Genomic DNA, 25,713 nt, shown 5'->3' with positions numbered 1-25,713 from the left:
TTTTGGGTGGGTCTGACTGGAGTACAGCAGGCCTCAGGCGTGCCGGCGCAACCATTCGTCAATCATCGAGCGTAAATGCGTTCCAGAGAAACTGCCGAAATGCCCGCCATGCACCGTGCGGATCGGCAGCGCATGCAAGCGTCGCAAACTGGCGGCGTAATCCTCAAGATTCGAGTGGTAGGCATCTTCAATCAACGGCCCGTCGTAGATGATGTCGCCGCTGAACAGGGTTTCGCTGGCCGCTTCATAGAGGCTGATCCCGCCCGGCGAATGCCCGGGTGTGTGCAGCACCTGCAACGTGCGATTGCCCAGGTCCAGCACATCGCCGTCCTCGACAAACCCGGTGGCCGGCGCCGCCTTGACCCGGTATTCGGCGTAGCACAACGGGCAATCCGGGTGCGCTTCGAACATGTCGTCGCCGACGAAGGCCCGGCTCAAGTCATTCTCGCCATCCGGCGCCGCCAGAATGTCCGCCTCGGCAGGGTGTACCAGCCGTTCGGCAAATTCGTGATGCCCGGCAATGTGGTCGAAGTGGCAATGACTGGCCACCGCCACCAGCGGCCGCTCGGTCAGCCACGGCAGTTGCTCGCGCAGGCTGACCAGTCCGGAACCGCTGTCGAGCAGCAGATCCTTGTCCCGTCCCTGAACATGCCACAGGTTGCAGCGATAGAACGGCCGGATGTACGGCTCGTGAATCAGGCGAATGCCGTCGCTCAGGTGTTGCACTTCGAACCACTGATCCCGTGAAACAATCTTCATAAGCACTTTCCTTCAGACGAAAAAAAACGGGTGTGGCAACCGACGCCACACCCGTCGAAGAAAGCATCAAGTCGTTATGTTTCAGCTTAGATCGCGCTGGCCACCACGTTTGGGCGGCGGGACATCAGGCTGACCACCACGAAGCTCACCAGACCCACAGCCAGGCTGTAGTAGATCGGGGTGTTGGCGTCCAGACCGTCCTTGACCATGAACAGCAGGGCAGTGGCGAAGCCCAGGCCCATGCTGGCGATGGCGCCGGCGGTGGTGGCGCGTTTCCAGAAGATCGCACCGATCAGCGGGATCAGCATGCCGCCCACCAGCAGGTTGTAAGCGAGGGTAAGGGCGCTGATCACGTCGTTGACCACCAATGCGATGCACAGCACCACAACACCGGTCAGCAGAGTGAAGAGGCGGTTGATGCCCAGGCTCGACTGTTTGCCGCCACGCAGCTTCGGCAGCAGGTCTTCGGTCAGGGTGGTGGCGGCGGCGAGCAGGCCGGCGCTGGCGGTGGACATCATCGCGGCCAGGGCAGCGGCGATCACCAGACCACGGATACCGTCCGGCAGCGACAGTTTGACGATGGCGGCGAAGGCGTTGTTGACGTTGTCCAGATTCGGGATCAGCACATGTGCAGCCATGCCGATCAGGGCGCAGGCCAAACCGTAGAGGATGCAGTAGATACCCGCGATGCTACCGGCGTACTGAGCGACTTTGGCAGTCTTGACGGTGAACACCCGTTGCCAGATGTCCTGACCGATCAGGATGCCGAAGAAGTAGATCATGAAGTAGGTGATGATCGTGTCCCAGCCGATGGTGGTGAAGCTGAAGGCGGTGGCCGGCAGTTTCAGCACCAGTTCGTCCCAGCCGCCGACGCGGTACAGGCAGATTGGCAACAGGATGAACATCAGGCCGACGGTCTTGATGATGAACTGGACGATGTCGGTCAGGGTCAGCGACCACATGCCGCCGATGGCCGAATACACTACGACCACGCCACCGCCGAGCAGTACCGAGATCCAGAACGGCAGGCCGAACAGCACTTGCAGCACGGTGCCGATGGCGAGGATCGAGGTCACGCCGATCATCAGCGCGTAGGCCAGCATGATCGCCGCGCTCGCCGAGCGGGCCATCGGGTTGTAGCGTTTTTCCAGCACCTGGGTAACGGTGTAGATCTTCAGTTTCAGTAGCGGCTTGGCCAGGAACAGGTTCAGCGCGACGATGCCGCAACCCAGTGCCGCACACAGCCAGAAACCGGAGATGCCGTGTACGTAGCCCAGGCGGACGGTGCCGACGGTGGACGCGCCACCGAGAACGGTCGCAGCCATGGTGCCCATGTACAGGCTCGGGCCGAGGTTACGCCCGGCAACCAGGAAGTCCTCGTTGGTCTTGGCCTTGCGCATGCCGAAGTAGCCGAGCAAGAGCATGCCGGCGGCGTAGATGAGGACGACGAATAAATCCAAAGCCATGATGGCGTGTCTCCGATTGTCTTTTTTATGGGGTGGAACTCTGTGGGAGAAGGCTGACCCCCACAGGCGATTCGTTTATTCAGGCAGCCTGACGCAGCGCCGCTTCAGCCGGCGCATGCGCGCCTTTGCTCCGGGGATCCTTCGGGCCGTAGACCAGCGCCGGTTCCGGGAACAGGCTCAGCAGCATCAGGTACATCACCGAGGCCAGACCGAGGGTCACCAGCAGGCTGATGTCGATGCCGCCGGCCAGTTCACCCAGCGGGCCGACGAACTGCCCCGGCAGGTTGACGAAGCACAGGCCGACCGCCGCGCTCGGGATCCACGCGCCCAGGCCGCGCCAGTTCCAGCCGTGGCTGAACCAGTAGCGTCCGCCTTGCTCGCCGCGCGTGAACACTTGCAGGTCGTCCGGGCAGTAGAAGCCGCGACGCACCACCAGGCCGATGATCATGATCACCATCCATGGGGTGGTGCAGGTGATGATCAGCACGGCGAAGGTCGACACGCTCTGCACCAGGTTTGCCGCGAAGCGCCCGATGAAGATGAAGGCAATCGACAGCACGCCGATCAACAGCGTTGCCTTGACCCGCGACAGCAGACGCGGGAACACGCTGGACATGTCCAGCCCGGTGCCATACAGCGACGTGGTGCCGGTGGACATGCCGCCGATCACCGCAATCAGGCACACCGGCAGGAAGAACCAGCTCGGCGACACCGCCAGCAGACCGCCGACGTAGTTGTTGGCCGCGATGTAGTCCGGTGCCTGGATCGCCACGATGGTCGCGGTGGTCAGGCCGAACAGGAACGGAATGAACGTGGCGATCTGCGACAGAATCACCGCCGCCATGATCCGCTGACGCGAGGTTTCACGCGGGATATAGCGGGCCCAGTCGCCGAGGAACGCGCCGAAGGAAATCGGGTTGCTCATCGCTACCAGCGCGGCGCCGATGAAGGCTGCCCAGAAGCCCGGCTGGCCGAGGCTGACAGTGCCGGCGTAGTGCGAATCGAAAGGGCCGGCGAAAGCGAAGATGCCCAGCAGGAACAGCAGGCTCGCGCTCCACACCGCGACCTTGTTCACCCACAGCAGGAAGCGGAAGCCGTAGATGCACACGGTCAGCACCAGAATCGCGAACAGACCGTAGGCCAGGCCCAAAGTCAGGTCGGTTTCCGGCAGGCCGATCAGGCGTTTCGCACCACCAATCAACGCATCCCCCGAACTCCACACCGAGAGCGAGAAGAAGGCGATGGCGGTCAACAGCGAGAGGAACGAACCGACGATCCGCCCGTGCACGCCGAAGTGCGCACCGGACGACACAGCATTGTTGGTGCCGTTGAGCGGGCCGAACAGGCCCATCGGTGCGAGGATCAGCGAACCGAGCAGCACGCCCGAGACAATCGCCCAGACGCCCGCCTGAAAGGACAGGCCGAACAACACCGGGAAACTGCCGAGCACGGCGGTGGCAAAGGTATTCGCGCCGCCGAAGATCATGCGGAACAAGTCCACGGGACCGGCGGTGCGTTCGTTGTCCGGGATCTGTTCGACCCCGTGGGTTTCAATCTGCGTAAGGCTTTGGTCTTTGTTGTTGTTATTCATGATCTGCTCCGATCATAAAGGCGCGCTCATCGTGCGTGAGCGTCACCTGTCTTGGCTAAGGGGATGGCAGCCCTTCCGGCATTGCGGACAAATGTTCGTGGCAGGCCAGCCAATGGCCTTGTTGTTCTAGGCTCGACGCTTGTTTCCTGAAAACAATCGTCTCGCGCTCCTGGCTGAAGTGTTGCTCCCCTTGCATGCGCAGCTCGGTGGCCACGTCATGAATGAAAATCGCCACGTCACCCTGCAGGCTGACGAAGGCGTTGCTTGAGGTGCACGAAAGCACCTCGAAGCCATCCTCGGCGCGCCAGTTGTCCCACAACGCCTGATAGGCATCGCGCGACAGCAGGGGCTGTTCGAGGGTGTAGAACACGAAGCTCGCATCGGCGCTGAACGCGCCGAAGTAGGCTTCGCGATCGTTGCGGGCGAAGGCGGACACCAGATCGGCGGCCGCTTTCAGAACCTGATCACGTTCGTTCATGACCCGACCCTCAGCGGTGGACGACGCCCGGCAGTACGCAGAGCATTTCGTACAGCAGGTTGGCGGCCAGCAGCGAGGTGTTGCCGGTGGTGTCATAAGCGGGCGAGACTTCTACCAGATCGCAGCCGATCAGGTCGAGGCCCTGGCAGCCGCGAACGATTTCAATCGCCTGAATGGTCGTCAGACCACCGATTTCCGGGGTGCCGGTGCCAGGCGCCCAGGCCGGGTCGATGCCGTCGATGTCGAAGCTCAGGTACACCGGGCCGCCACCGACTTTCTCGCGCACTTCGGCCATCAGCGGTGCCAGCGACTTGTGCCAGCACTCTTCGGCCTGAACAACGCGAAAGCCCTGATCGCGACTCCAGTTGAAGTCGTCAGCGGTGTAACCCTGCGCACGCAGACCAATCTGCACCACACGGTCGCAGTCCAGAAGGCCTTCTTCGACGGCGCGACGGAAGGTCGTACCGTGGGCGATCTTCTCGCCGAACATGTGATCGTTCACATCAGCGTGAGCGTCGATGTGCACCAGACCGACCTTGCCGTGCTTTTTGTGGATGGCACGCAGGATCGGCAGGGTGATGGTGTGGTCGCCACCCAGGGTCATCGGGATCACGTTGTGCTCGAGGATGTTGTCGTAGGCTTCTTCGATGATGCGTACGGCGTCGAGCAGGTTGAAGGTGTTGATCGCCACGTCACCGATGTCGGCAACCGACAGCGAGTCGAACGGCGCGGCGCCGGTGGCCATGTTGTACGGGCGGATCATCACCGATTCGGTGCGGATGTCGCGAGGCCCGAAGCGGGTGCCGGGGCGCAGCGAAGTACCGATGTCCAGGGGCACGCCAACGAAGGCAGCGTCCAGGCCGGCAGCGGTCGGTACATGGGGGAGTCGGAGCATGGTGGCGATGCCGCCGAAGCGCGGCATTTCGTTGCCGCCCAGTGGTTGGTGAAGAATCTTGTCCACGGGTAGGGCCTCATCGTCTTTGTTTTATTTATGTCGGCGCGCCGCATTCGCAAGGTCACGGGCACCGCTGTGGGGCCGATTCTGCGAAATGTAGTGAGGCGAAAGAATCGCTACGGGCAAATACTTAGTTCAGATTTTTCTAAACTAATGCCAAACTTCCCCCGCGTGCTCGTTCCCACGCTCCGCGTGGGAATGCATCCACGGACGCTCCGCGTCCAGCCGTGATCGCAGGTGACGCAGAGCGTCACGGGCGGCATTCCCACGCAGAGCGTGGGAACGATCCTTGGAGTAGACATGGCCAACGCTTTACCCGACCTGAAACTTTTGCGCATCTTCGTCAGCGTCGTGCGGCATCAGGGGTTTGCCAACGCGCAGCAGGAACTCAACCTGTCGACCTCGGCGATCAGCACCTACATGAGCCAGCTCGAAGCCGCGCTGGGTCTGGTGCTGTGCCATCGAGGGCGCGGCGGTTTCAGCCTGACCAGCAAGGGGGAGCTGTTCCATCAGGAAACCCTGCGCCTGCTCGCCGAACTCGAAGGTTTCGAGCAATACGCCGCGGCGCTCAAGGGCGAATTGCGCGGCACACTAAATCTGGGAGTGATCGACTCGACGGTCAGCGACAAGGCCTTGCCGTTCGCCGAAGCCATCGGCGCCTACAGCCAGGAACACCCGGCAGTGCATCTGCATCTGTCGGTGATGAGCCCCTACGAGCTGCAACTCGGCGTGCAGGACAACCGCCTCGATCTGGCCATCGGTGCGTTCTCCACGCGCATGAGCGGTCTGGTGTACATGCCGCTGTACCGCGAGCAGCACTGGCTGTATTGCAGCAACCGTCACCCGTTGTTCAACGAACGGCGGATTCCCGAGCAGGTCATCACCCAGCAACGCATGGTCGGGCGCGGTTACTGGAGCCAGGCCGAATTGGCGCGCCACGGTTTCAAACACAGCGCCGCCACCGTGGAAAGTATGGAAGCGCAGCTGATTCTGGTGCTGTCCGGCGCCTACATCGGTTACCTGCCAGAGCACTACGCTCAAGCCTGGGCCGATAAGGGCGATCTGAGGGTGCTGCTGCCGGCAACCTTCGGTTATCAGGCGCCGTTTTCCATGATCATGCGCCGTGGCCGCAGCCGCGAGCCGCTGATCCAGACCTTTCGCGATCTGCTCAAAGCGCAGCTCAATCAGGCCTAAGAACATGTCCAGACCCCAATGCCCGCGCTGCCTGCGCCCACAAACCCACTGCCTGTGCCCGTTGATCCCCTGCCTCGACAGCCGCACCCGCGTGTTGCTGTTGCAGCACCCGAGCGAGGTCAATCACGCGCTCAACACTGCACGGCTGGCGGCGCTCGGTTTGAACAATGCCGAACTGATCGTCGGCGAAGTGTTCGAGGATCTGCCTGCGCTGCTGAACCGGCCGGGGTATCGGGCGCGGTTGCTGTTTCCGGCGGACGATGCGCAGCCGATGCAGGCTTACACCGCGTCCGATGAACCGCTGCTGCTGGTGGTGCCGGATGGCACGTGGCGTAAGGCGCGCAAGATGCTGCACCTCAATCCGCTGCTGGCGGCATTGCCACGGGTGACGCTGGCGGAGGGCGGGGTTTCACGGTATCGGTTGCGCAAGGCACCGGGGCCGGGGGCGTTGTCGACTATCGAGGCGATCGTTCAGGCGTTGCAGACGCTGGAAGCGCCGGTCTCTTTCGATCCGTTGCTCAAGCCGTTTGAGGCGCTGATTGAAGGGCAGATTGCGGCGATGGGGGAGGAGACTTTCCAAAAGAATCACGGATACTGATCGTTCCCACGCTCTGCGTGGGAATGCATACAGTGACGCTCTGCGTCACCGTCGCGAAGGGACGCGGAGCGTCCCGGGCGGCATTCCCACGCGGAGCGTGGGAACGATCAGATGAGGCTAGCGTTCGCGCATCGCCTCGGTCCGCGCCTTGAGCACCGGTTTTAGCAGGTAATCCAGCACGCTTTTCTCCCCGGTGATGATGTCCACCGTGGCAACCATCCCCGGAATGATCAGCAACGGTTTTACATCCCCGCCCAAGTGATTTTTGTCGGTGCGCACCTGGATCAGGTAGAAGCTGTTGCCCTTGTCGTCGGTGATGGTGTCGGCACCGATCAGCTCAAGCTTGGCGCTGAGCCCGCCGTAGATCGTGTAGTCGTAGGCGCTGAACTTGACCATGGCTTTCTGGCCCGGATGCAGGAACGCCACGTCCTGCGGACGGACCTTGGCTTCGATCAGCAGGTTGTCTTCCAGCGGCACGATTTCCACCATGTCGCTGCCCGGCTGCACCACGCCGCCGATGGTGTTGACCTTCAATTGCTTGATCACCCCGTGCACCGGCGAGGTCACGGTGGTGCGGCTGACGCGGTCGTCGATGGCGATGCTCGATGCCGTGATTTTCGACAGGTCGGTGCGTTTCTGGTTGAGGTCCTTAGCCGCGTCGGAGCGAAAGGTCTGTTCCGATTCGTCGATCTTGCTCTTGATCTCGTTGATCGCCGATTCGGCACGGGGAATGGCCAGGGTCGTGGCGTTCAACGAGCCACGAATTTCCACTGCGCTACGACGTAGACGGAGGATCTCCACGGGCGACACCGCACCGGTTTTCACCAGCGGTTCCGACATGTTCATTTCCTGTTGCAACAGTGCCAGGCTCGAGCTGTATTGCCCCTGTTTCGAACGAAACTCCGCCAGCTCCTGAGTCTTCTGCCGCAGTTGTTCGCTGAGGGTGCGCTGTTCGCTGGCCAGCCGCCGTTGCCGTTGTTCATACAGCGAGCGCTCGTCTTCGGCGACTTGCGGAGCCTTGGCAATCACCTCGTCCGAGAGCTTGAACGGCCGGCCTTCGGCTTCGGCGGACAAGCGTTCGACCTGCGCGGTCAGGGCATAACGATCCGCCTCGCTTTCACCCTTGTTCGACAGAAACCGCGTGTCATCCAGGCGCAGCAGGGTGTCGCCCTTGTTCACCATTTGTCCTTCACGCACGAAGATCTCGGTGACGATCCCGCCCTCGAGGTTCTGGATCACCTGGACCTTGCTCGACGGAATCGCCTTGCCTTCGCCCATGGTCACTTCTTCGAGCACCGCGAATTTGGCCCAGACCAGCGCGCTGATCAGCAGTGCCGCCGCCAGCCACACGGTGATGCGCGACCAGCGCGGCGAATCCTGCAACGAAGCGCCGGCAGTTTCCGGCATGAATTCGGCTTCGGCGCTTTTGCCGAAACTGTCGAAGTAACCGCGCTGTTTTGACGATGAGGAAGCAGACATGGGCAACTCCTAGACCGCCGCCGAGCCGACCCGGCCCTTGCGCAGTGCATCGATGACCGCTTCTTTCGGACCGTCGGCGACGATCCGGCCGTTGTCCAGCACCAGCAACCGGTCCACCAGGCTCAGCATCGAGGTGCGGTGGGTGACCAGCAGCAAGGTTTTGCCCTGCACCCAGCCGTGAAGCTTCTGGCGCAGGACGTCTTCGCTGCTGTTGTCCATGGCGCTGGTGGGTTCGTCGAGCAGCATGATCGGCGGGTCGAGCAACAGCGCTCGCGCCAGCAGGACTGCCTGGCGTTGACCGCCGGAAAGCAATTGCCCGCGTTCGCCCACCGGCCGGTCGAAGCCTTGCGGGTGCTGGCGGGCAAGTTCGGTGACGCCGGTCAGTTCGGCGACTTCGAGCATCCGCGAATCGCTGACATAACGGGCGCCGAGCGTGAGGTTGTCACGCAGGCTGCCGGCCAGCAGTGGCAGATCATGGGCGACATAACCGATCTGCTGGCGCAGGTCGGCGACATCCAGTTGCCGCAGGTCGAGGCCGTCGAGCAGCAACTGGCCTTCTTCCGGTTCGTAGAAACCCATGACCAGCCGTGCGAGGGTGCTTTTGCCGGAGCCGCTGCGGCCAATGATGCCGATCCGCTCGCCAGGCTTGACGCTGAAACTGATGTTGCTCAGGGCCGGGGCGTTCTGGCCGTTGTAATGGAAGGTCACCGCATTGGCGTCCAGCGCACCCTGCAATTGCGTGCGCTCCAGCGGCCGCTGTTTGCCGTCGCGCTCCTGTGGAAGGGACATCAGTGCATCGGTGCTTTTCATGGTCAGTTGCGCTTGCTGGTAGCGGGTGATCAACCCGGCGATCTGGCCCAGTGGCGCGAGCACGCGGCTGCCGAGCATGTAACTGGCCACCAGCGCACCGACGCTGAGGTTGCCGGCGATGATGCTGTAGACCCCGGCGACGATGGTCGCCATCCCCGAGAATTGCTGGATGAAAAGCGTGCCGTTGGTGGCCAGCGCCGAGAGGTTGCGCGCATGGCTGTCGAGGCGGGTGAGGGCGCCGTGGGTGCTTTCCCATTTGTGCTGGCGCTCGCTTTCGGCGCTGCAAGCCTTGAGGGTTTCCAGGCCTCCGAGGGTTTCGATCAGCAATGCCTGACGCTCGGCGCCGAGGCTCAGGCTTTTCTGCACGGTGTCGCGCAGGCGAACCTGAATGATCATCGCGAACACAATCGTGATCGGAAACGCCAGCAGCGGAATCACCACCAGCCAGCCGCCCAGCAGGCCGATCACCACCAGCATCAGCACCACGAAGGGCAGGTCGATCAGGCTGGTCAGGGTCACCGCGGTGAGAAATTCCCGCAGGCCTTGAAAGTCATGAATGCTCTGGGCGAAACCGCCGATGGTCGCCGGCCGGGCCTTCATCGCCATGCCGGTGATGCGCTCGAACAACGTCGCGGAAAGGATCACGTCGGTCTTCTTCCCGGCGGTGTCCAGCAGGTGCGCGCGCACCACTCGCAGCACCAATTCGAAACCGGTGCCGATCAGCAATCCGATGGCCAGCACCCACAGGGTCGACGTCGCCTGGTTCGGCACCACGCGGTCGTAGGTCTGCATGACGAACAGCGGCACCATCAGGCCCAGCAGGTTGATCAGGAAACTGGCGAGGATCGCGTCGCTGTACAGCCATTTCGACAGCTTCAGGGTGTCGCGAAACCACGCCTGCACCCGGGGCACCAGCGGTGAACGCAGGTCTTCCAGTTCATGCCGTGGCCGGGCGAACAGAGCCTGGCCGGTGTAGTGTTCGGTGAGTTCTTCGCGGCTGACCCACTGTTCGCCGCCATCGGCTTCACTGGGCAGGATCAGGGCCTTGCCGTCATCGGCAAAACGACGTAGCACAGCCGTGCGGCCATTGCCCAACAGCAACAGCACCGGCAGATTGAGCGGGGAGATGTCCTTGAGGTCGCGGCGCAGCAGCCGCGCCTGCAAACCGGCCCGGGCTGCGGCGCGGGGCAGCAGGTCCAGGCTCAGGCGTTGTTTGTCCAGGGGCAGCCCGGCACTCAGGCTGGCGCGACTGACCGTCGCGCCATGGAGTTTGCAGAGGATCAACAGACCGTCGAGTAACGGATCATCGAAGCTCAACCGCGGATCGACCCCGGAAACACCGGGTTCCATGCTGGTCATATTGATCGCTCCCTGGCTACATCATCGGGACTACTTCAGTTCGGGCAAGCGTGCCTCGTTCTTCACTTCGGCAGCGGCAATCGCGTCGGCCGGCAGCACCACCCGTTGCTTGCTCAGCAACTGACCCATGTTCGCCAGCACGCGGTACATCGAAAACTCCTCGGTGTAGCGGATTTCCGTGTAGCGGCGATTGGCGTTGTACAGCTCGTTTTCACTGTCGAGCAGGTCGAGCAGGGTCCGTTGACCGAGGCCGAACTGATCCTGATACGCGGCGCGTACACGCTTGGTGGTTTCGGCGTATTCACGGGCGGTCGGGGTCTGCTTCTTGGCGTTGACCATGGCGTTCCACGCCAAGTGAATGTTCTCGTTGAGCTGGCGCAGGGCGTTGTTGCGGATGTCCATGGCCTGGTTGATCTGGTGCGCATCGGAGGCCAGTCGCGCCTTGTCGCTGCCGCCACGGAACAGGTTGTAGTTCATCACCACGCCGACGCGCCATTCGTTGTCATGGCCTTCGTCGCCCTGCACGTTGTTGTTGGCGCCGACTGCCGCTTCGGCATCGAAGCGCGGGTAGAACGGCGACTTGGCGACTTCGTACTGACTCTCGGCCGATTGCACATCGGCCTGGGCAGATTTCAGATACGGGTTGTTCTCGACCATGCTCTGCTGGGCTTCGGGCAGGCTGGTGGGCAATTCACCACGGGTCGAAGCCGGCGCTTCCAGTTCATCGGGCATGCGCCCGACCACGGCGTAGAAGTTCGATTCGGCATCCGCCAGATCGACCTCGGCGGTGTCGAGGTTGTTCTGCGCCAGCGCCTTACGGGCGACCGACTGATCGGAGTCGGCGGTGCTGCCGATGCCGCGCTGGGTGCGCAGGCCGATCTGGTCATTGACGCGCAAATGCGCCTGCAGGTTGTTCTTGGCCAGGGTCACCAGTTCGCGGCGCTTGAGCACTTCGAGATAGACCTCGATGGTGCGCAGGGCCAGGTCCTGGGCGGTGCCTTGCGCGTAGTACGCGCGCGAATTGGAAACGCCTTTGGTGCGCTCGACCTCGTTGGCGGTGTTGAAACCGTCGAACAGCATCTGCCGCAGACGCAGCTCGGACTGGGTGTAGTTGAGAATTTCGGTGTGGTGGTTACCGAGGGCCCGGGTGTTGGTGTTGTCGCTGTAACCGCGCCCGTAAGCGGCGTTCAGATCCACCGATGGATAGAAGCCGCCCTTGGCGACTTTCACCTGTTCATCGGCCGACAGTTTGGCGTCTACGCGCGAAGCCAGTTCCGGGTGGGTCGCGATGGTGCTTTGTATCGCTTCGGTGAGGTTCATGGCCTGGGCTTGAGAAGTGCAAGCCATGGCCAGCAAAACCGCACTGCAAAGGGGGGTTAGAACGCGCATGGGTGCATCTCCCTGAGTCCTGATGGTGTATTGCTGTCGCCAATTTATTGACGATATTTTTTAGGTTTGGCGTTTCATCGCTGTTACAACAGAGCTAAGAACATCCTGAAGCGTAGCTAAGAAAAAATTTTCATATGGCTTATGCCAAAAAAAACTTATGCGCTTCGCCAAATCCAGCACATTGTTCCTCTCGAAAGCCTTTGTTTTATGTGCTTTAGGGAGTGCAGAAAGGCTTGAGGAAAGTTCCACTCACTTTGCGACATACGGGCGAAGTACTGCTAAAGGGGAGGGACGCGTAGCGGCCAATGAGCGACAGTTTTTTGTCACTCGGGTGATTCACCACCGTTACGTAGCGCTAGTGGGCGTGCTGCATCGATCAGGGATTCCAAGTGCTTGATGGCGCTGGGGTTTCTGAATTTGCATACCCTGCGAAACGAACTGTCGAGGTGCGAGCGTCGCCCCGACAACCCGCTTGAGCCATGGGCTGCTTCGCGAACCAGTGCCGACGGTGGTCGGCAGCGGAGGAAATGCACATGGCAACGCTCATCGGGATCGTCACTAAAGTCATCGGTCAGGTTTTCGCTCAATCGGCTGACGGAAGTCGGCGTGCATTGGTTGAGGGCGATCGACTGTTTGCCGGGGATCAATTGATCACGGGCGCGGAGGGGGCGGTCGCCGTCCATCTGCAAAACGGCCAGGAACTGACCCTGGGCCGGGACAGCAGCCTGACCATGACCGGACAATTGCTGGCCAACCACGCGCCGCATGTGGATGCCCCGGAAGCGCTGACCCCGAGCGATGCTCAACTCACCGATGTCGCACAGATCCAGAAAGCCATCGCCGCCGGTGAAGACCCGACCAAATCTGCTGAAGCCACTGCCGCAGGCCCCGATGCCCCCGGTGACACGAATGGCGGCAAGGGTGGTGGTCACAGTTTCGTATTGCTGACCGAAGTGGCCGGCCGTGTCGATCCGGTCATCGGTTTCCCCACGGCCGGTTTCGGTGGCATTCCCGAGTTTCCGGAAGAGCGCCACAACGCGGTCATCGACAACGGTGACAACACGCCTGCGCCGGTCATCCCGCCACCGGTCAACAACCTGGTCACCCTCACGGGCCTCGACGTACCCGGCGGCGAACTGACGCTCAACGAAGCCAATCTGCCGGATGGCTCCGCCGCCAATCCCGGCGCGCTGACCCAGGCCGGCAGCTTCAGCATCTCGGCGCCCGACGGCCTGACCAGCCTGAGCATCGGCGGCATCAGCGTGATCGTCGGCGGTGTGCCCGTCGGTTTCCCGCAATCGATCACCACGCAACTGGGCAACACCTTGACCATCACCGGTTACAACCCGGCGAACGGCACGGTCAGCTACAGCTACACCCTCAACGGCAACGACGCCCACCCGGCAGGTGACGGCGCCAACAGCCTCAGCGAACATTTCACGGTGATTGCTGGCGATAGCAATGGCGACACCGCCACCGGCTCGCTGGATGTGAACATCACCGACGACGTGCCCAAAGCGGTGGATGACAGCAACGCCAGCACCGCTTCGGAAACCAACCTGAGCCTGACCGGCAGCGTCCTGACCAACGACATCCAGGGCGCCGACCGCATTCCCGTCGGCCCCAACAGTGGCCCGGTGGTTGCCGGTACGTTCACCGGGACTTACGGCACCCTGGTGCTGAACGCAAACGGCACTTACACCTACACGCTCAACACCAGCGATGCGGATTTCAAAGCGTTGCATGGTGGCGGCAATGGCACTGAAACCTTCACCTACACCCTGCGTGATTCCGATGGTGACACCAGCACCGCGAATCTGGTTTTGCAGATTCACAACAACGACGATCCGGTGACCATCAGCGGCCTCGATGTGAACGGTGGTGAACTCACCGTCTTCGAGAAAAACCTCAGCACCGGCAGTGCCCCGGATGCCACCGCGCTGACCCAAAGCGGCACGTTCACCATCACTGCACTGGACGGTGTCACCACGTTGACTGTCGGCGGTATCGCCGTGGTCACTAACGGCGTAGCCGCAGGGTTCCCGCAATCGGTGATCACGCCGCTGGGCAGCACGCTGACCATCACCGGGTTCAACGCAACGACCGGCGTCGTCAGCTACAGCTACACCCTCGACCACAACGATGCCCACCCAACCGCCAACGGCGCCAACACCTTGAGCGAGCAATTCGCCGTCACCGTCGTCGATGACAACGGCACCACCGCCAACGCCAACCTCGACGTCAACATCGTCGACGACCTGCCAAAAGGCGTAAACGACAGCAACGCCGGCACCGCCTCGGAAACCAGCCTGACGCTGACCGGCAGCGTGCTGACCAACGACGTGCAAGGCGCCGACCGTGTACCAACCGGCCCGAATGCCGGGCCGATCACCGCCGGTACGTTCACCGGGACCTACGGCACGCTGGTGCTGAACGCCAACGGCACTTACACCTACACCCTCAACACCAACGATGCGGATTTCAAAGCGCTGCACGGCGGCGGAAACGGGACGGAAACCTTTACCTACACGATCACTGATTCGGACGGCGATACCAGCACTGCGAATCTGGTTTTGCAGATCCACAACAACGACGATCCGGTGACCATCAGTGGCCTGGATGTGAACGGTGGTGAGCTCACCGTCTTCGAGAAAAACCTCAGTACCGGCAGTGCGCCGGATGCTACCGCGCTGACCCAAAGCGGCACGTTCACCATCACTGCTTTGGATGGTGTGACAACGCTGACTGTCGGCGGAATCGCCGTCGTCACCAACGGCGTAGCCGCAGGTTTTCCGCAATCGGTCACCACCCCTTTGGGCAGTACGCTGACCATCACCGGCTTCAACGCGACCACTGGTGTCGTGAGCTACAGCTACACCCTGGATCACAACGATGCTCATCCGACTGCCAGTGGCGCCAACACGCTGAGCGAGCAGTTCGCTGTCACCGTGGTGGACGATAACGGCACCACCGCGAATGCATCGCTGGATGTAAACATCGTCGATGACCTGCCGAAAGGCGTGGATGACAGCAACGCCGGCACCGCCTCGGAAACCAGCCTGACGCTGACCGGCAACGTGCTGACCAACGACGTGCAAGGCGCCGACCGCGTACCGACCGGCCCGAGCACCGGGCCGATCACTGCCGGCACTTTCACCGGGACTTACGGCACCTTGGTGCTCAACGCGAATGGCACTTACACCTACACCCTCAACACCAACGATGCGGACTTCAAAAATCTGCACGGCAATGGCAACGGCACCGAGACCTTCACCTACACCATCACCGATTCCGACGGCGATACCAGCACCGCGAACCTCGTGCTGCAAATCCACAACAACGACGATCCGGTAACCATCAGTGGCCTCGATGTGAACGGTGGTGAACTCACCGTCTTCGAGAAAAACCTCAGCACCGGCAGTGCCCCGGATGCTACCGCGCTGACCCAAAGCGGCACGTTCACCATCACTGCTTTGGATGGTGTGACAACGCTGACCGTGGGCGGCATCGCCGTCGTCACCAACGGTGTGGCCGCAGGCTTCCCGCAATCGGTCACGACTCCGTTGGGCAGCACGCTGACGATTACAGGCTTCAACGCTACGACCGGTGTCGTGAGTTACAGCTACACCCTCGACCACAACGACGCCCACCCAACCGCCAACGGCGCCAACACCCTGAGCGAGCAGTTCGCCGTCACCGTCGTCGATGACAACGGCACTACCGCCAATGCGTCGCTGGACGTGAACATCGTCGACGACCTGCCAAAAGGCGTAAACGACAGCAACGCCGGCACCGCCTCGGAAACCAGCCTGACGCTGACCGGCAACGTCCTGACCAACGACGTGCAAGGCGCCGACCGTGTACCAACCGGCCCGAATGCCGGGCCGATCACCGCCGGTACGTTCACCGGGACCTACGGCACGCTGGTGCTGAACGCCAACGGCACCTACACCTACACCCTCAACACCAACGATGCAGACTTCAAGAATCTGCATGGCGGTGGCAACGGGACTGAAACCTTTACCTACACCATCACCGATTCCGACGGTGACACCAGCACCGCGAATCTGGTTTTGCAGATTCACAACAACGACGATCCGGTGACCATCAGCGGCCTCGATGTGAACGGTGGTGAACTCACCGTCTTCGAGAAAAACCTCAGCACCGGCAGTGCCCCGGATGCCACCGCGCTGACCCAAAGCGGCACGTTCACCATCACTGCACTGGACGGTGTCACCACGTTGACTGTCGGCGGTATCGCCGTGGTCACTAACGGCGTAGCCGCAGGCTTCCCGCAATCGGTGACTACGCCATTGGGAAGCACGCTGACCATCACCGGCTTCAACGCTACGACCGGCGTCGTCAGCTACAGCTACACCCTGGATCACAACGACGCCCACCCAACCGCCAACGGCGCGAATACCCTGAGCGAACAGTTCGCCGTCACCGTCGTCGATGACAACGGCACCACCGCCAACGCCAACCTCGACGTCAACATCGTCGACGACCTGCCAAAAGGCGTAAACGACAGCAACGCCGGCACCGCCTCGGAAACCAGCCTGACGCTGACCGGCAACGTCCTGACCAACGACGTGCAAGGCGCCGACCGTGTACCAACCGGCCCGAATGCCGGGCCGATCACCGCCGGTACGTTCACCGGGACCTACGGCACGCTGGTGCTGAACGCCAACGGCACTTACACCTACACCCTCAACACCAACGATGCGGATTTCAAAGCGCTGCACGGCGGCGGAAACGGGACTGAAACCTTTACCTACACGATCACTGATTCGGACGGCGATACCAGCACTGCGAATCTGGTTTTGCAGATCCACAACAACGACGATCCGGTGACCATCAGTGGCCTGGATGTGAACGGCGGCGAGCTCACTGTCTTCGAGAAAAACCTCAGCAACGGCACTGCGCCGGATGCGACGGCGTTGACTCAGAGCGGCACCTTCACCGTTACCGCGCTCGACGGTCTGCAAACCCTCACTGTCGGCGGCATCGCCGTGGTGACCAATGGTGTAGCCGCAGGCTTCCCGCAATCGGTCGTCACGCCGCTGGGCAGCACGCTGACCGTCACCGGCTACAACCCGGCCACGGGCGTGGTGAGTTACAGCTACACCCTGGTGGATCACGAAACCCACCCGACCGGCAACGGCGCCAACAGCATCACCGAGAACTTCAACGTGGTGGCCACCGATGGCGATGGCAGCACCGCGTCCGGGCAGATCAACGTCAACATCGTCGATGACCTGCCGACCGCGAAGGCCGACACCGGCTCGGTGGTGGAGGGCGGCACCGTCAATATCAGCGTGCTGGGCAACGATGTCACCGGTGCCGATGGCCCGGCGGCGGGCGGTGCGGTGGTGGGCGTGCGGGCCGGCAGCAATACTGCGACCTCGGCCATCGGCGGCCTCAACAGCAACATCAACGGCACCTACGGCTACCTGACCCTGGATGCGGCCGGCAACGCGGTCTATCACAGCAACCCGAACTCGGTGAGCCCAGCGGGCGCCACCGACACCTTCACCTACACCATTCGCGACAGTGACGGTGACGAAAGCACCACCACCATCACCGTCAACGTCGCCGACAGCAAACTCGTGGCCTCGGTCGATCAGGACGTGACTGTCTACGAAAAAGCCCTCGACCTGACCAAGGACGGGCAAGACCTGGCCCCCGGCACGGTCACCGGCAGCGATCCGACCAACACCGGCGAAACCGCCACCGGCACCCTGGTCGGCGCGGTCACCGGCGGCAGCGGCGCGATCACCTACACCCTGGTCGGCAGCGCTACCGGCACCTACGGACAGATCCTGCTCAACCCTGACGGCACGTACACCTACACGCTGACCTCGGCGCCGAAAACCACGCCGAGCGCCAACGACGGGCCGAACACCCTGAGCGAAAGTTTCACTTACAAAGCCACCGATGCGCTGGGCAACAGCACCACCAGCACCATCGTGGTCAACATCGTCGACGACGTGCCCAAAGCGGTGGCGTCGGATCGTTCGGTGGCGGCGGTGGAAATCGACTCCAACATCCTGATCGTGCTCGACATCTCCGGCAGTATGGCCGACGCATCCGGCGTGCCGGGCCTGTCGCGGCTGGACCTGGCCAAGCAGGCGATCAGTGCCTTGCTCGACAAGTACGATGATCTGGGCGATGTGAAAGTGCAGCTCGTTACCTTCAGCAGCAACGCCACCGACCGCACGACGGTATGGGTCGATGTGGCGACGGCCAAGACCCTGCTCGCCGGCCTCAGCGCCGGTGGCGGCACCAACTACGATGCGGCTGTGGCGACCATGCAGACCGCGTTCAACACCGCGGGCAAACTCACCGGGGCGCAGAACGTCGGCTACTTCTTCTCCGACGGCAAACCTACCACCGGCCAGGAAATCGGCACCGCCGACGAGACCGCGCTGAAAAACTTCCTCGATGCCAACAACATCAAGAACTATGCGATCGGCCTGGGCAACGGCGTCAGCAACGCCAACCTCGATCCACTGGCTTACGACGGCATCAGCCACACCAACACCAATGCGGTGGTGGTCACCGACCTCAATCAACTGAACTCGGTGCTGTCCGGCACCGTGGTCGGTGCGCCGGTCACTGGTTCGCTGCTGGGTGACAGTGGTTCGTTCGGCGCCGATGGCGGTTTCATCAAATCCATCGTGGTGGACGGCACCACCTACACCTACGACCCGAAAGCCAACAGCGGCCAGGGTTCGCTGACCGCCAGCGGCGGCACCAACCACGGCACCTTCGACACGGTGAACAACACCCTGAGCATCGCCACCAACAACAGCGGCACCCTGGTGATCAACCTCGACACCGGCGACTACAGCTACACCTCGCAAAAAACCACCACGACGGTGATCACCGAGAACATCGGCTTTACCCTCAGCGACAACGATGGCGACCTCGCCAGCTCGACGCTGACGGTGAAAGTGATCCCCAACTCACCTCCGGTGGCGGTGGACGACCACATCATCACCAACGTGCTGTCGAGCAATGTCGTGGTGCCGGGCGAGTTGCTGCTGGCCAACGACACCGATCCGGACAACGACATACTCAACGCCTCGCCAACCACCTTCAACACCGGTTGGGTCGCCAAGGGGGCGGACTTCACCGGCAGCGGGGCGATCAGCTTCACCGGTACCAGCAACACCGCCGCCAACCAGAATCTGGCTGATGTACGCAACTCCTTTGCGGCCAACACGGCGGCGATGACCGCAGTGCTGGTGGTCAGCGGTTACCTCGGCGCGGTGACCAACGCCAATGCCAACGATGAAGACCTCATCACCGTCAAACTGAAACAAGGCGAGACCCTCAACCTCGACCACAACCTGGCGGCCGGCCACATCACCATGGAGTATTCGGTGAACGGGGGAGCGTTCGTCAGCATCGCCGATGGCGGCACCATCACCGCCAGCGCCGATGGCACGTACCAGATCCACGTGACCAACATCACCAACACCAGCGGCAGCAACACCAATGCTGCGGAAAATTATCAACTGACCATGACGGTCAATTACGCCGGAGCCCACGACGTTACCCCGGATTACCACGGCACCTACACCGCCAACGACAACCACGGCGGCAGCGACACCGCCAATGTGACCATCAGCTATCAGGACGGCCACACCCTCACCGGGACTTCCGGCGATGACGTGCTGGTGGCGGGCAGCGGCGACAACATCCTCAACGGTGGCGACGGCAACGACGTGCTCACCGCAGGCTCCGGCAACAACGAACTGCACGGCGGCGCCGGCAATGACTTGCTCTACAGCGGGCCGGGCAACGACATCCTCGATGGCGGCACCGGTATCGACACGGTCAGCTATGCCCATGCGACGGCCGGGGTTACGGTCAACCTGAGCCTGCTCGGTGCGCAGAACACTGTCGGTGCGGGCATCGACACCATCAGCAACGTCGAAAACCTCGTCGGCTCGAACTTCAACGACACCCTCACCGGCGACAACAATAACAACGTCATCAATGGAGGCCTGGGCAACGACATCCTCAACGGTGGCGGCGGTGACGACCTGCTGATCGGCGGAATGGGCAACAACACCCTGACCGGCGGGCCGGGCGCCGACACCTTCCAGTGGCTCAAGGGCAACAGCGGCCACGACACCGTCACCGACTTCACCCCTGGCACCGACAAGCTGGATCTGTCGCAACTGCTGCAAGGTGAAAACGGCACGGCGGCGTCACTGGATGACTACCTGCACTTCACCGTCACCGGCAGCGGCGCGTCGGTGGTCACCAGCATCGACGTGAGCGCCATGGCCGGCGCCACGCCGAACCAGACCATCGACCTGGCCGGCGTGAACCTCGCCAGCCATTACGGCGTGACACCGGGGGCGGGCGGGTTGATTGCCAGCGGGCACGACACGGCGACGATCATCAACGGCATGTTGAATGATCATTCGTTGAAGGTGGACACCGTGTGAGCTGAACGCTGAAACGAAAAAAACCGCCGCCCCGATCAAACGGGACGGCGGTTTTTTTGCGCGTTGATCGTTCCCACGTCGAGGCGTCGAACCGTCCGCGTGGGAATGCAGCCCGGGACGCTCCGCGTCCCAAAGCGGACGCGGAGCGTCCATTGAGGCATTCCCACGCAGAGCGTGGGAACGATCAGGCGGCGGTCAAGCTGCAGCGGGCGCCTCAGCCTTCATTTCCAGATCATCCAGCACCCGATTCACCGCCAGTTCCGCCAGCATGATCAGCTGCCCGATGCCCAACAGCACATGCCGCTGCGGCGCATCGAGCATCCCGGCGAAATCGCTGGCCATGGTTTTGGCCGAGGTCAGGGTTTCGCAGGCATCGGCCAATAGTTCTTCGCTTGGGATGCCGGGGGCGATGAGGTAGCGGGTGTTGGGTCTGAGCAGCGGCTTTCTGGGGTGGAACGGATTGAGGTAGTGGTCGAGGGCGCGTTCGGCGGCTTCGTGGAATTTTTTGGAGTCGAGGGTTTCGTAGGGGGAAGTCGAATCGACTTCCGGCGGGTTTGGCGTTGGTTTGACCATGGCGAATCTCCGTGATTGGACTGAGCCGCCACGACTCATCGCTAAACAAGTAAAGGTGGCGGCTGTACGCAGGTTAGCGATCCGGGTCACAGAAACCCCGGGTAGACCCGAAGGTCTCCCACGCACAGCCACCATTACGCCAAGTGCAGAAAAGAGTCTGCAATTGAGAGTGGGCATTGTTGCGTCTGTCTGGAGCCGGATCGCTAAACCCGATCGCTGCTTTTCAGCGACCGCCAAACAATAGAACCCGCCCCCAAGGCGCACAAGCCGGCGGATTCTGGCGGATGCGTAGGCAAAGGCGCAAGGTTGCGTGGCTTTGTGGAAATAAGCTTAAACATTCTTCAACAGGGGGCGTCGGCTCTGAAATGACAAAACCCGCCCTCCCGGAGGGAGGGCGGGTTTACTGTTTCCGACATCTAGGCTCGTACCATGCACCAGGATTGCCAAGCCGTTCCAACAGGCCAACAAACGATCGTTCTGCTCGCATGCTGGTAAATCTGCGCGTGGCCTCCGGGACAACCTGAACCCTCGCACATCCAGTACACATACCCGTGCCCAAGTGGCCAGTTGCCGGGTGGGCCATAGACGGTCGTCATTCCCGCCCATGCGGCGTTGATCGGCATGCCGCCCATGGAATTCATCCAGTTCACCGCCCCTGCGTGCGATGTTCCCCCGCTTACTACCAGTCTGAAAATGTTGATCGAATCCACATAGATTGCATGTGTAGTGAATTTATCCTGGACATAAATCCAAGCGGCCCCCCAACTAAGGCCGGTCATCACTCCGTTGGTATCAACGGAGACCACAGCGGGATTGCTCGATCTGAATGTGCGCTGGCCCACGCCGTACTGAGGGCTGAGTTGCTGCCAGTTCCCCGGCCATCTGGCACCCGTTTGCGCCCAGCCGGTACGGCACACGTAGCCGTTCAGAAGTCGGCGCGTTGTATCGATTTGCAGAGGCCGGCGAAGGATAACGCTGCGTGTCGGGGACGAAAGGTTGTTGCCATATTTCGCCCGGGCAACGATCGAGTTGTAGGCGTCATAGTTGCTCACCGTCACTGGAGCACCGGGAGCGTTGCCCGCGCTATCGGTAGTGACGACTTTCTGCACCGCACCGTTGACCAGGATTTCAATTTGCTCATCGACGCTGCCACGACAGTGAATGGTCAGGGTCGTGGATATCGTTTCGGTGTTCTGAGGAACCTCCCCTTGAGGGGCCTGTACTGCTGTGATGAACGGTTGCAGTTCCACCAGCGATTCGACAATCAGTACCAGAACTGGAAATCGCAAAGGCTCTTTCCCGCTTCCCAGTGCCACTGAAAACTTAGCTTTCAATTCGCTACCGTCTTTCAGATCAACAAACCACGGCAGCGAAAGTGCGGTTCTGGAGCCGGACTCCGTTCCCGTTTCCTCTCCTTTCAACGCTTCATAACTGACGGTGCTACCGTTTTTATGAGTGCCTTCAAAGGTGAGAAATCTGGCTTGTCCCGACGCTTGCCCCGGCCAGGCATCGACCTCCAGCACATTGGCCGCTGTCAGCTTTTTCACCTCGATGACACCGGTGACTCCACTGATTCGCGGCGTTGGGAAGCGAGGGTCCTCATGGGAGATCGGCGCGATTTCAAAGTCTGCTCCCGGCGAGGAGGCCAGTTTTTTGTTGTTGCGCCGCAAATTCCAGCGAAGACGAACCGTTGTACCCTGATGGGCGACCAGAAACCGGGTGTCGAGTACCCAGTTGGCGCGGTTGTTCTGGTTCAGAGGCGTCAAAGCGAAAGGCGTGGCGCCGACGGGAGCATTCACATGCACCAGTCTTGCCTGGTCACCCTGGATCTTCGCCGGGAATTCGACACGAATCGTTTGATTTCCGCCCAACGGATCAAACGGTGGGAGGGCGCCCGCCGATTTTGGCGGATCAAGCACGATGGCTTTCTCGTCACCGATCTTCAGCTGCAGTGGCTCGGACACGACCCTGACTTCGTTCGGGTTGATGATCGCGCATTGCACCACCAGCGACGAGCTGGGGTAAGGGCCGACATATTTGGCGGGTACCTTGAAAATGATGGGTAGCGTCGGGTCGCTGACGATCTGCTGAAAAATGACAAGGACCGGTACCCCCGCATCGTCTACGGTTTGCCAGAGCAGTTGGACAGTCGCCCCCGGTTTCAGAGGCCAATAGTCGGCGCACTGTACCGTGACCTCCAGGGTATCCACGGGGACGGTGTCGGTATTTTCCAGTGGCGTGACGGTGGGTTGGCCCAGTTTGAATGCTCCACCGGCAATGGTGGCATCGGCGGGTTTCGATTCCTGGGTCTTGCCGGCTCGGGTCAGCGTATAGGTCGCCCGGCAACTGCCTCTGATGAGGTTTTGCACTCGGAAATTTTCGACATCGACTCTCAGCGAACGAGTGGCGGTCGACACCGGTATCGAGTAGCTATGGCTAACGGGGTCACCGCCTTCGGTGAAGCCTTCAAGTAGAAGCACCACCACATCACCGATCGCGAAAACCCCGGTGATCAATATCGGCATGGGGCCGCCCGCGAGCCAATCGTGGTGCACCACGTTGTCGATATCGGCCAGTTCGAAAATGGGGGCAACCAGCAACACGATGCCGGGCTTGAATACAATCTCCAGTGCATCCGACCAGCCACTGGAGTTCTCAACCACATCGAAGACCTCCCAGCGCACGATTATCAGGTTGGTGGGCTTGAGGGTGGCGAGCATTTCCGGTGTCAATTCGAACACGACATCGCCCAGTGCAGTGACTTCGATTTCCAGCAGCAGCGAGCCGAAAGCAAGCACCACGGTGTCGCCGATTTGCTGATTGAAGTACGCCCGTACCGTCACAAACATCCCGTCATTGATTACGGTCTGATCGATGATCGTTTCCGAGGCGACCGGCAATTTCAGACCCTGATTGAATGGCTTGCCGCCATCCGTGTCAGGCTCGCCCGGGGCTGGGTATTTGTAAAGCAGCGGGGCGTGCGGCGAGTCCTCCGTAGAGTTGTCGCTGATACGGGTAACTTCGACCCAAATATCCTTCGTTTCCGCTTGCAGGGGAGCAAAAATGCTTTCCATGTCAGCGGCCGGGATATAACAGGGGATGTTTTTTGCGTCCCCGTTGATTTCGAAATGTGCTTCGGTAATCGGAAATTTCACCACCGGCTTGTTTTTCGTTGCGAGGTAGACTTTGATCCAGTCGCCGACAGCCATGTACTGATAGGCGAAGATGTAGGTTAGCAAGCCGTTGCGGCCGCTGTGCACCATGTTAATGTTGGCGCCCAGGACGCCATTCGGCAGGTGTTTGTATCCGACCGGATAGGGCGGGTAGACGGCGAGTACACCGACACCAGTGCGGTCAGGTGGAAAAACAACGATTGTATTGGGCGTGGAACCGGACGCTGTAAGTGGACTGTTCATGTACGCGCACCTTCGCAAGGGGTGCCCGAATGTCTGGATGCCGGCACCGTTGACGAAGGATTAGAGTGCTGAAGCGTCTAGCTGCCTACTGTCAGATCTGACAGGGGAACGCGGGTTTTCGACGAGCGGTTGCAGGGCAGGGTGGATCAGGACTTACGCAACGTCTTCTGCCGCAAGATATAAACCGTCACCAACACCGCACTCGTCAACATAAACCCTCGCGCCCACGGTAGCGGCACCAGATAACACGAAAACAGAATGCTCGCCCACATCAGCCCGATCGCGTAGACCTTGCCTTTGAGCGGTATGCCGTTGCCATCGAGGTAGTCGCGGATCCATGGCCCGAGCCGGGGATGCTCGACCAGCCATTGATAGAAACGCGGAGAGCTGCGGGCGAAGCAGGCGGCCGCCAGCAGGAGGAAAGGGGTGGTGGGGAGAACAGGCAGGAAAATCCCGATCACCCCCAATGCCACGCTCAGCCAGCCGATGGCCAGCAGGATGTAGCGCAACATCAGGGGGCGGCTGCCTATGGGGTTGTCCATAGGCCGGATCTTAGTGGTGACGTGGCTTGAGGATCGCCGGTTTTTCGTCGGGTGCCTGGCACAGCAGGTACAGCGCGGTCAGGGCTTCCGGGATCTGGACGATCATGTCGTCCATCAGGTTGGCGTCCTTGGCGATGTCTTCGAACTCAGGCTGTTCGTCGAACAGGCCCGAACCGACCATGATCGGCAGGAGCATTTCGCTGACTTCTTCTTCGGCGGTTTCGAACCAGGCCGCTTCGCGCAGGAACACGCCTTCCATGAAACCGATGCACCAGCCGCGCAGTTCGGAATCGTCCGGCTCGTCACCCAGATCCAGCTCGCACGGCAGCTCGAACTCCTCATCCGACGCCAGTTGGCGGGCGATGTGGGCTTTCAGGCCGATCAGTGTGGCTTCGATCTCTTCACGCTGGGCTTCGCTGCTGTAATGCGGCTCTTCGGCGAACAGGGCGTCGATCCACTCACGATCCGGCACCACGTCGGCGCAGATCGACAGCGCGGTCAGGTAACCGTGAGCGGCCACGTAGTCCAGCGCCTCTTCATGCAGCTCGTCGGCGTCGAGGAAGACTTGCAGGCGGGTTAGTTGCTCGGCGAAGGACATTAAAGGGCTACCTTGGGGGAATAAACAATGCGGGAATTCTA

General features: G+C 61.3%; 15 protein-coding genes. 3 read left to right on the top strand and 12 right to left on the bottom strand.

The features are described from left to right. Positions 1–33 precede the first annotated feature (33 nt). The 5 genes from AC07VV_RS13050 to speB form a co-directional block, all read right to left on the bottom strand. Positions 34–759, bottom strand: coding sequence for an MBL fold metallo-hydrolase (locus AC07VV_RS13050; protein ID WP_495036435.1), 726 nt, complete (start codon positions 757–759; stop codon positions 34–36). Positions 760–845: 86 nt separating this feature from the next. Next, positions 846–2,225, bottom strand: a complete 1,380-nt coding sequence (locus AC07VV_RS13045; protein ID WP_495036434.1) for a sodium:solute symporter family protein — start codon at positions 2,223–2,225, stop codon at positions 846–848. 79 nt (positions 2,226–2,304) lie between these two features. After that, positions 2,305–3,816 carry a purine-cytosine permease family protein gene (locus AC07VV_RS13040; protein ID WP_495036433.1) on the bottom strand — a complete coding sequence of 504 codons (1,512 nt, stop codon included), beginning with the start codon at positions 3,814–3,816 and terminating at the stop codon, positions 2,305–2,307. 55 nt (positions 3,817–3,871) lie between these two features. Beyond that, a complete protein-coding gene (locus AC07VV_RS13035) occupies positions 3,872–4,294 on the bottom strand; it encodes a YybH family protein (RefSeq protein ID WP_495036432.1) in 423 nt (140 codons plus the stop codon). 10 nt (positions 4,295–4,304) lie between these two features. Then, the gene (gene speB / locus AC07VV_RS13030) at positions 4,305–5,255 is read right to left on the bottom strand and encodes an agmatinase (RefSeq protein WP_003222717.1); all 951 of its coding nucleotides are present in this window, start codon (positions 5,253–5,255) and stop codon (positions 4,305–4,307) included. Between the two features lie 294 nt (positions 5,256–5,549). Between speB and AC07VV_RS13025 the strand changes: the two genes are divergently transcribed. Both AC07VV_RS13025 and AC07VV_RS13020 read left to right on the top strand, forming a co-directional pair. After that, positions 5,550–6,443: a LysR family transcriptional regulator gene (locus AC07VV_RS13025; RefSeq protein ID WP_039772530.1), complete on the top strand. Its 894-nt coding sequence runs from the start codon at positions 5,550–5,552 to the stop codon at positions 6,441–6,443. A gap of 4 nt (positions 6,444–6,447) precedes the next feature. After that, positions 6,448–7,041 (top strand): tRNA-uridine aminocarboxypropyltransferase, encoded by a 594-nt coding sequence (locus AC07VV_RS13020; RefSeq protein WP_495036431.1) that lies wholly within the window; start codon positions 6,448–6,450, stop codon positions 7,039–7,041. A 117-nt stretch (positions 7,042–7,158) separates the two neighbouring features. Here AC07VV_RS13020 and AC07VV_RS13015 read toward each other — a convergent pair whose 3' ends face one another. From AC07VV_RS13015 to AC07VV_RS13005, 3 genes are read right to left on the bottom strand one after another with little or no spacing between them, the layout of a single operon-like run. Next, positions 7,159–8,520: an HlyD family type I secretion periplasmic adaptor subunit gene (locus AC07VV_RS13015; protein WP_096819331.1), complete on the bottom strand. Its 1,362-nt coding sequence runs from the start codon at positions 8,518–8,520 to the stop codon at positions 7,159–7,161. 9 nt (positions 8,521–8,529) lie between these two features. Continuing rightward, positions 8,530–10,689, bottom strand: a complete 2,160-nt coding sequence (locus AC07VV_RS13010) for a type I secretion system permease/ATPase (RefSeq protein ID WP_495036430.1) — start codon at positions 10,687–10,689, stop codon at positions 8,530–8,532. A 30-nt stretch (positions 10,690–10,719) separates the two neighbouring features. Continuing rightward, positions 10,720–12,078 (bottom strand): TolC family outer membrane protein, encoded by a 1,359-nt coding sequence (locus tag AC07VV_RS13005; protein WP_096819329.1) that lies wholly within the window; start codon positions 12,076–12,078, stop codon positions 10,720–10,722. A gap of 533 nt (positions 12,079–12,611) precedes the next feature. Between AC07VV_RS13005 and AC07VV_RS13000 the strand changes: the two genes are divergently transcribed. After that, on the top strand, positions 12,612–20,543 hold the full coding sequence (locus AC07VV_RS13000; RefSeq protein ID WP_495036429.1) for a retention module-containing protein: 7,932 nt from the start codon (positions 12,612–12,614) through the stop codon (positions 20,541–20,543). Positions 20,544–20,738: 195 nt separating this feature from the next. Here AC07VV_RS13000 and AC07VV_RS12995 read toward each other — a convergent pair whose 3' ends face one another. From AC07VV_RS12995 to AC07VV_RS12980, 4 genes are all read right to left on the bottom strand, one after another. Continuing rightward, positions 20,739–21,116, bottom strand: coding sequence for a DUF6124 family protein (locus AC07VV_RS12995; protein ID WP_495036428.1), 378 nt, complete (start codon positions 21,114–21,116; stop codon positions 20,739–20,741). Between the two features lie 416 nt (positions 21,117–21,532). After that, complete coding sequence (locus AC07VV_RS12990) at positions 21,533–24,532, bottom strand: hypothetical protein (protein WP_495036427.1); 3,000 nt, start codon at positions 24,530–24,532, stop codon at positions 21,533–21,535. Positions 24,533–24,678: 146 nt separating this feature from the next. Next, the gene (locus tag AC07VV_RS12985; RefSeq protein ID WP_495036426.1) at positions 24,679–25,074 is read right to left on the bottom strand and encodes a YbaN family protein; all 396 of its coding nucleotides are present in this window, start codon (positions 25,072–25,074) and stop codon (positions 24,679–24,681) included. A gap of 10 nt (positions 25,075–25,084) precedes the next feature. Then, positions 25,085–25,672: a UPF0149 family protein gene (locus tag AC07VV_RS12980; protein WP_085710385.1), complete on the bottom strand. Its 588-nt coding sequence runs from the start codon at positions 25,670–25,672 to the stop codon at positions 25,085–25,087. Positions 25,673–25,713: the final 41 nt, after the last annotated feature.

It is taken from the genome of Pseudomonas sp. GW821-FHT02C04, from assembly GCF_059421845.1.
This window is presented reverse-complemented; position numbering and strand designations above follow the sequence as displayed.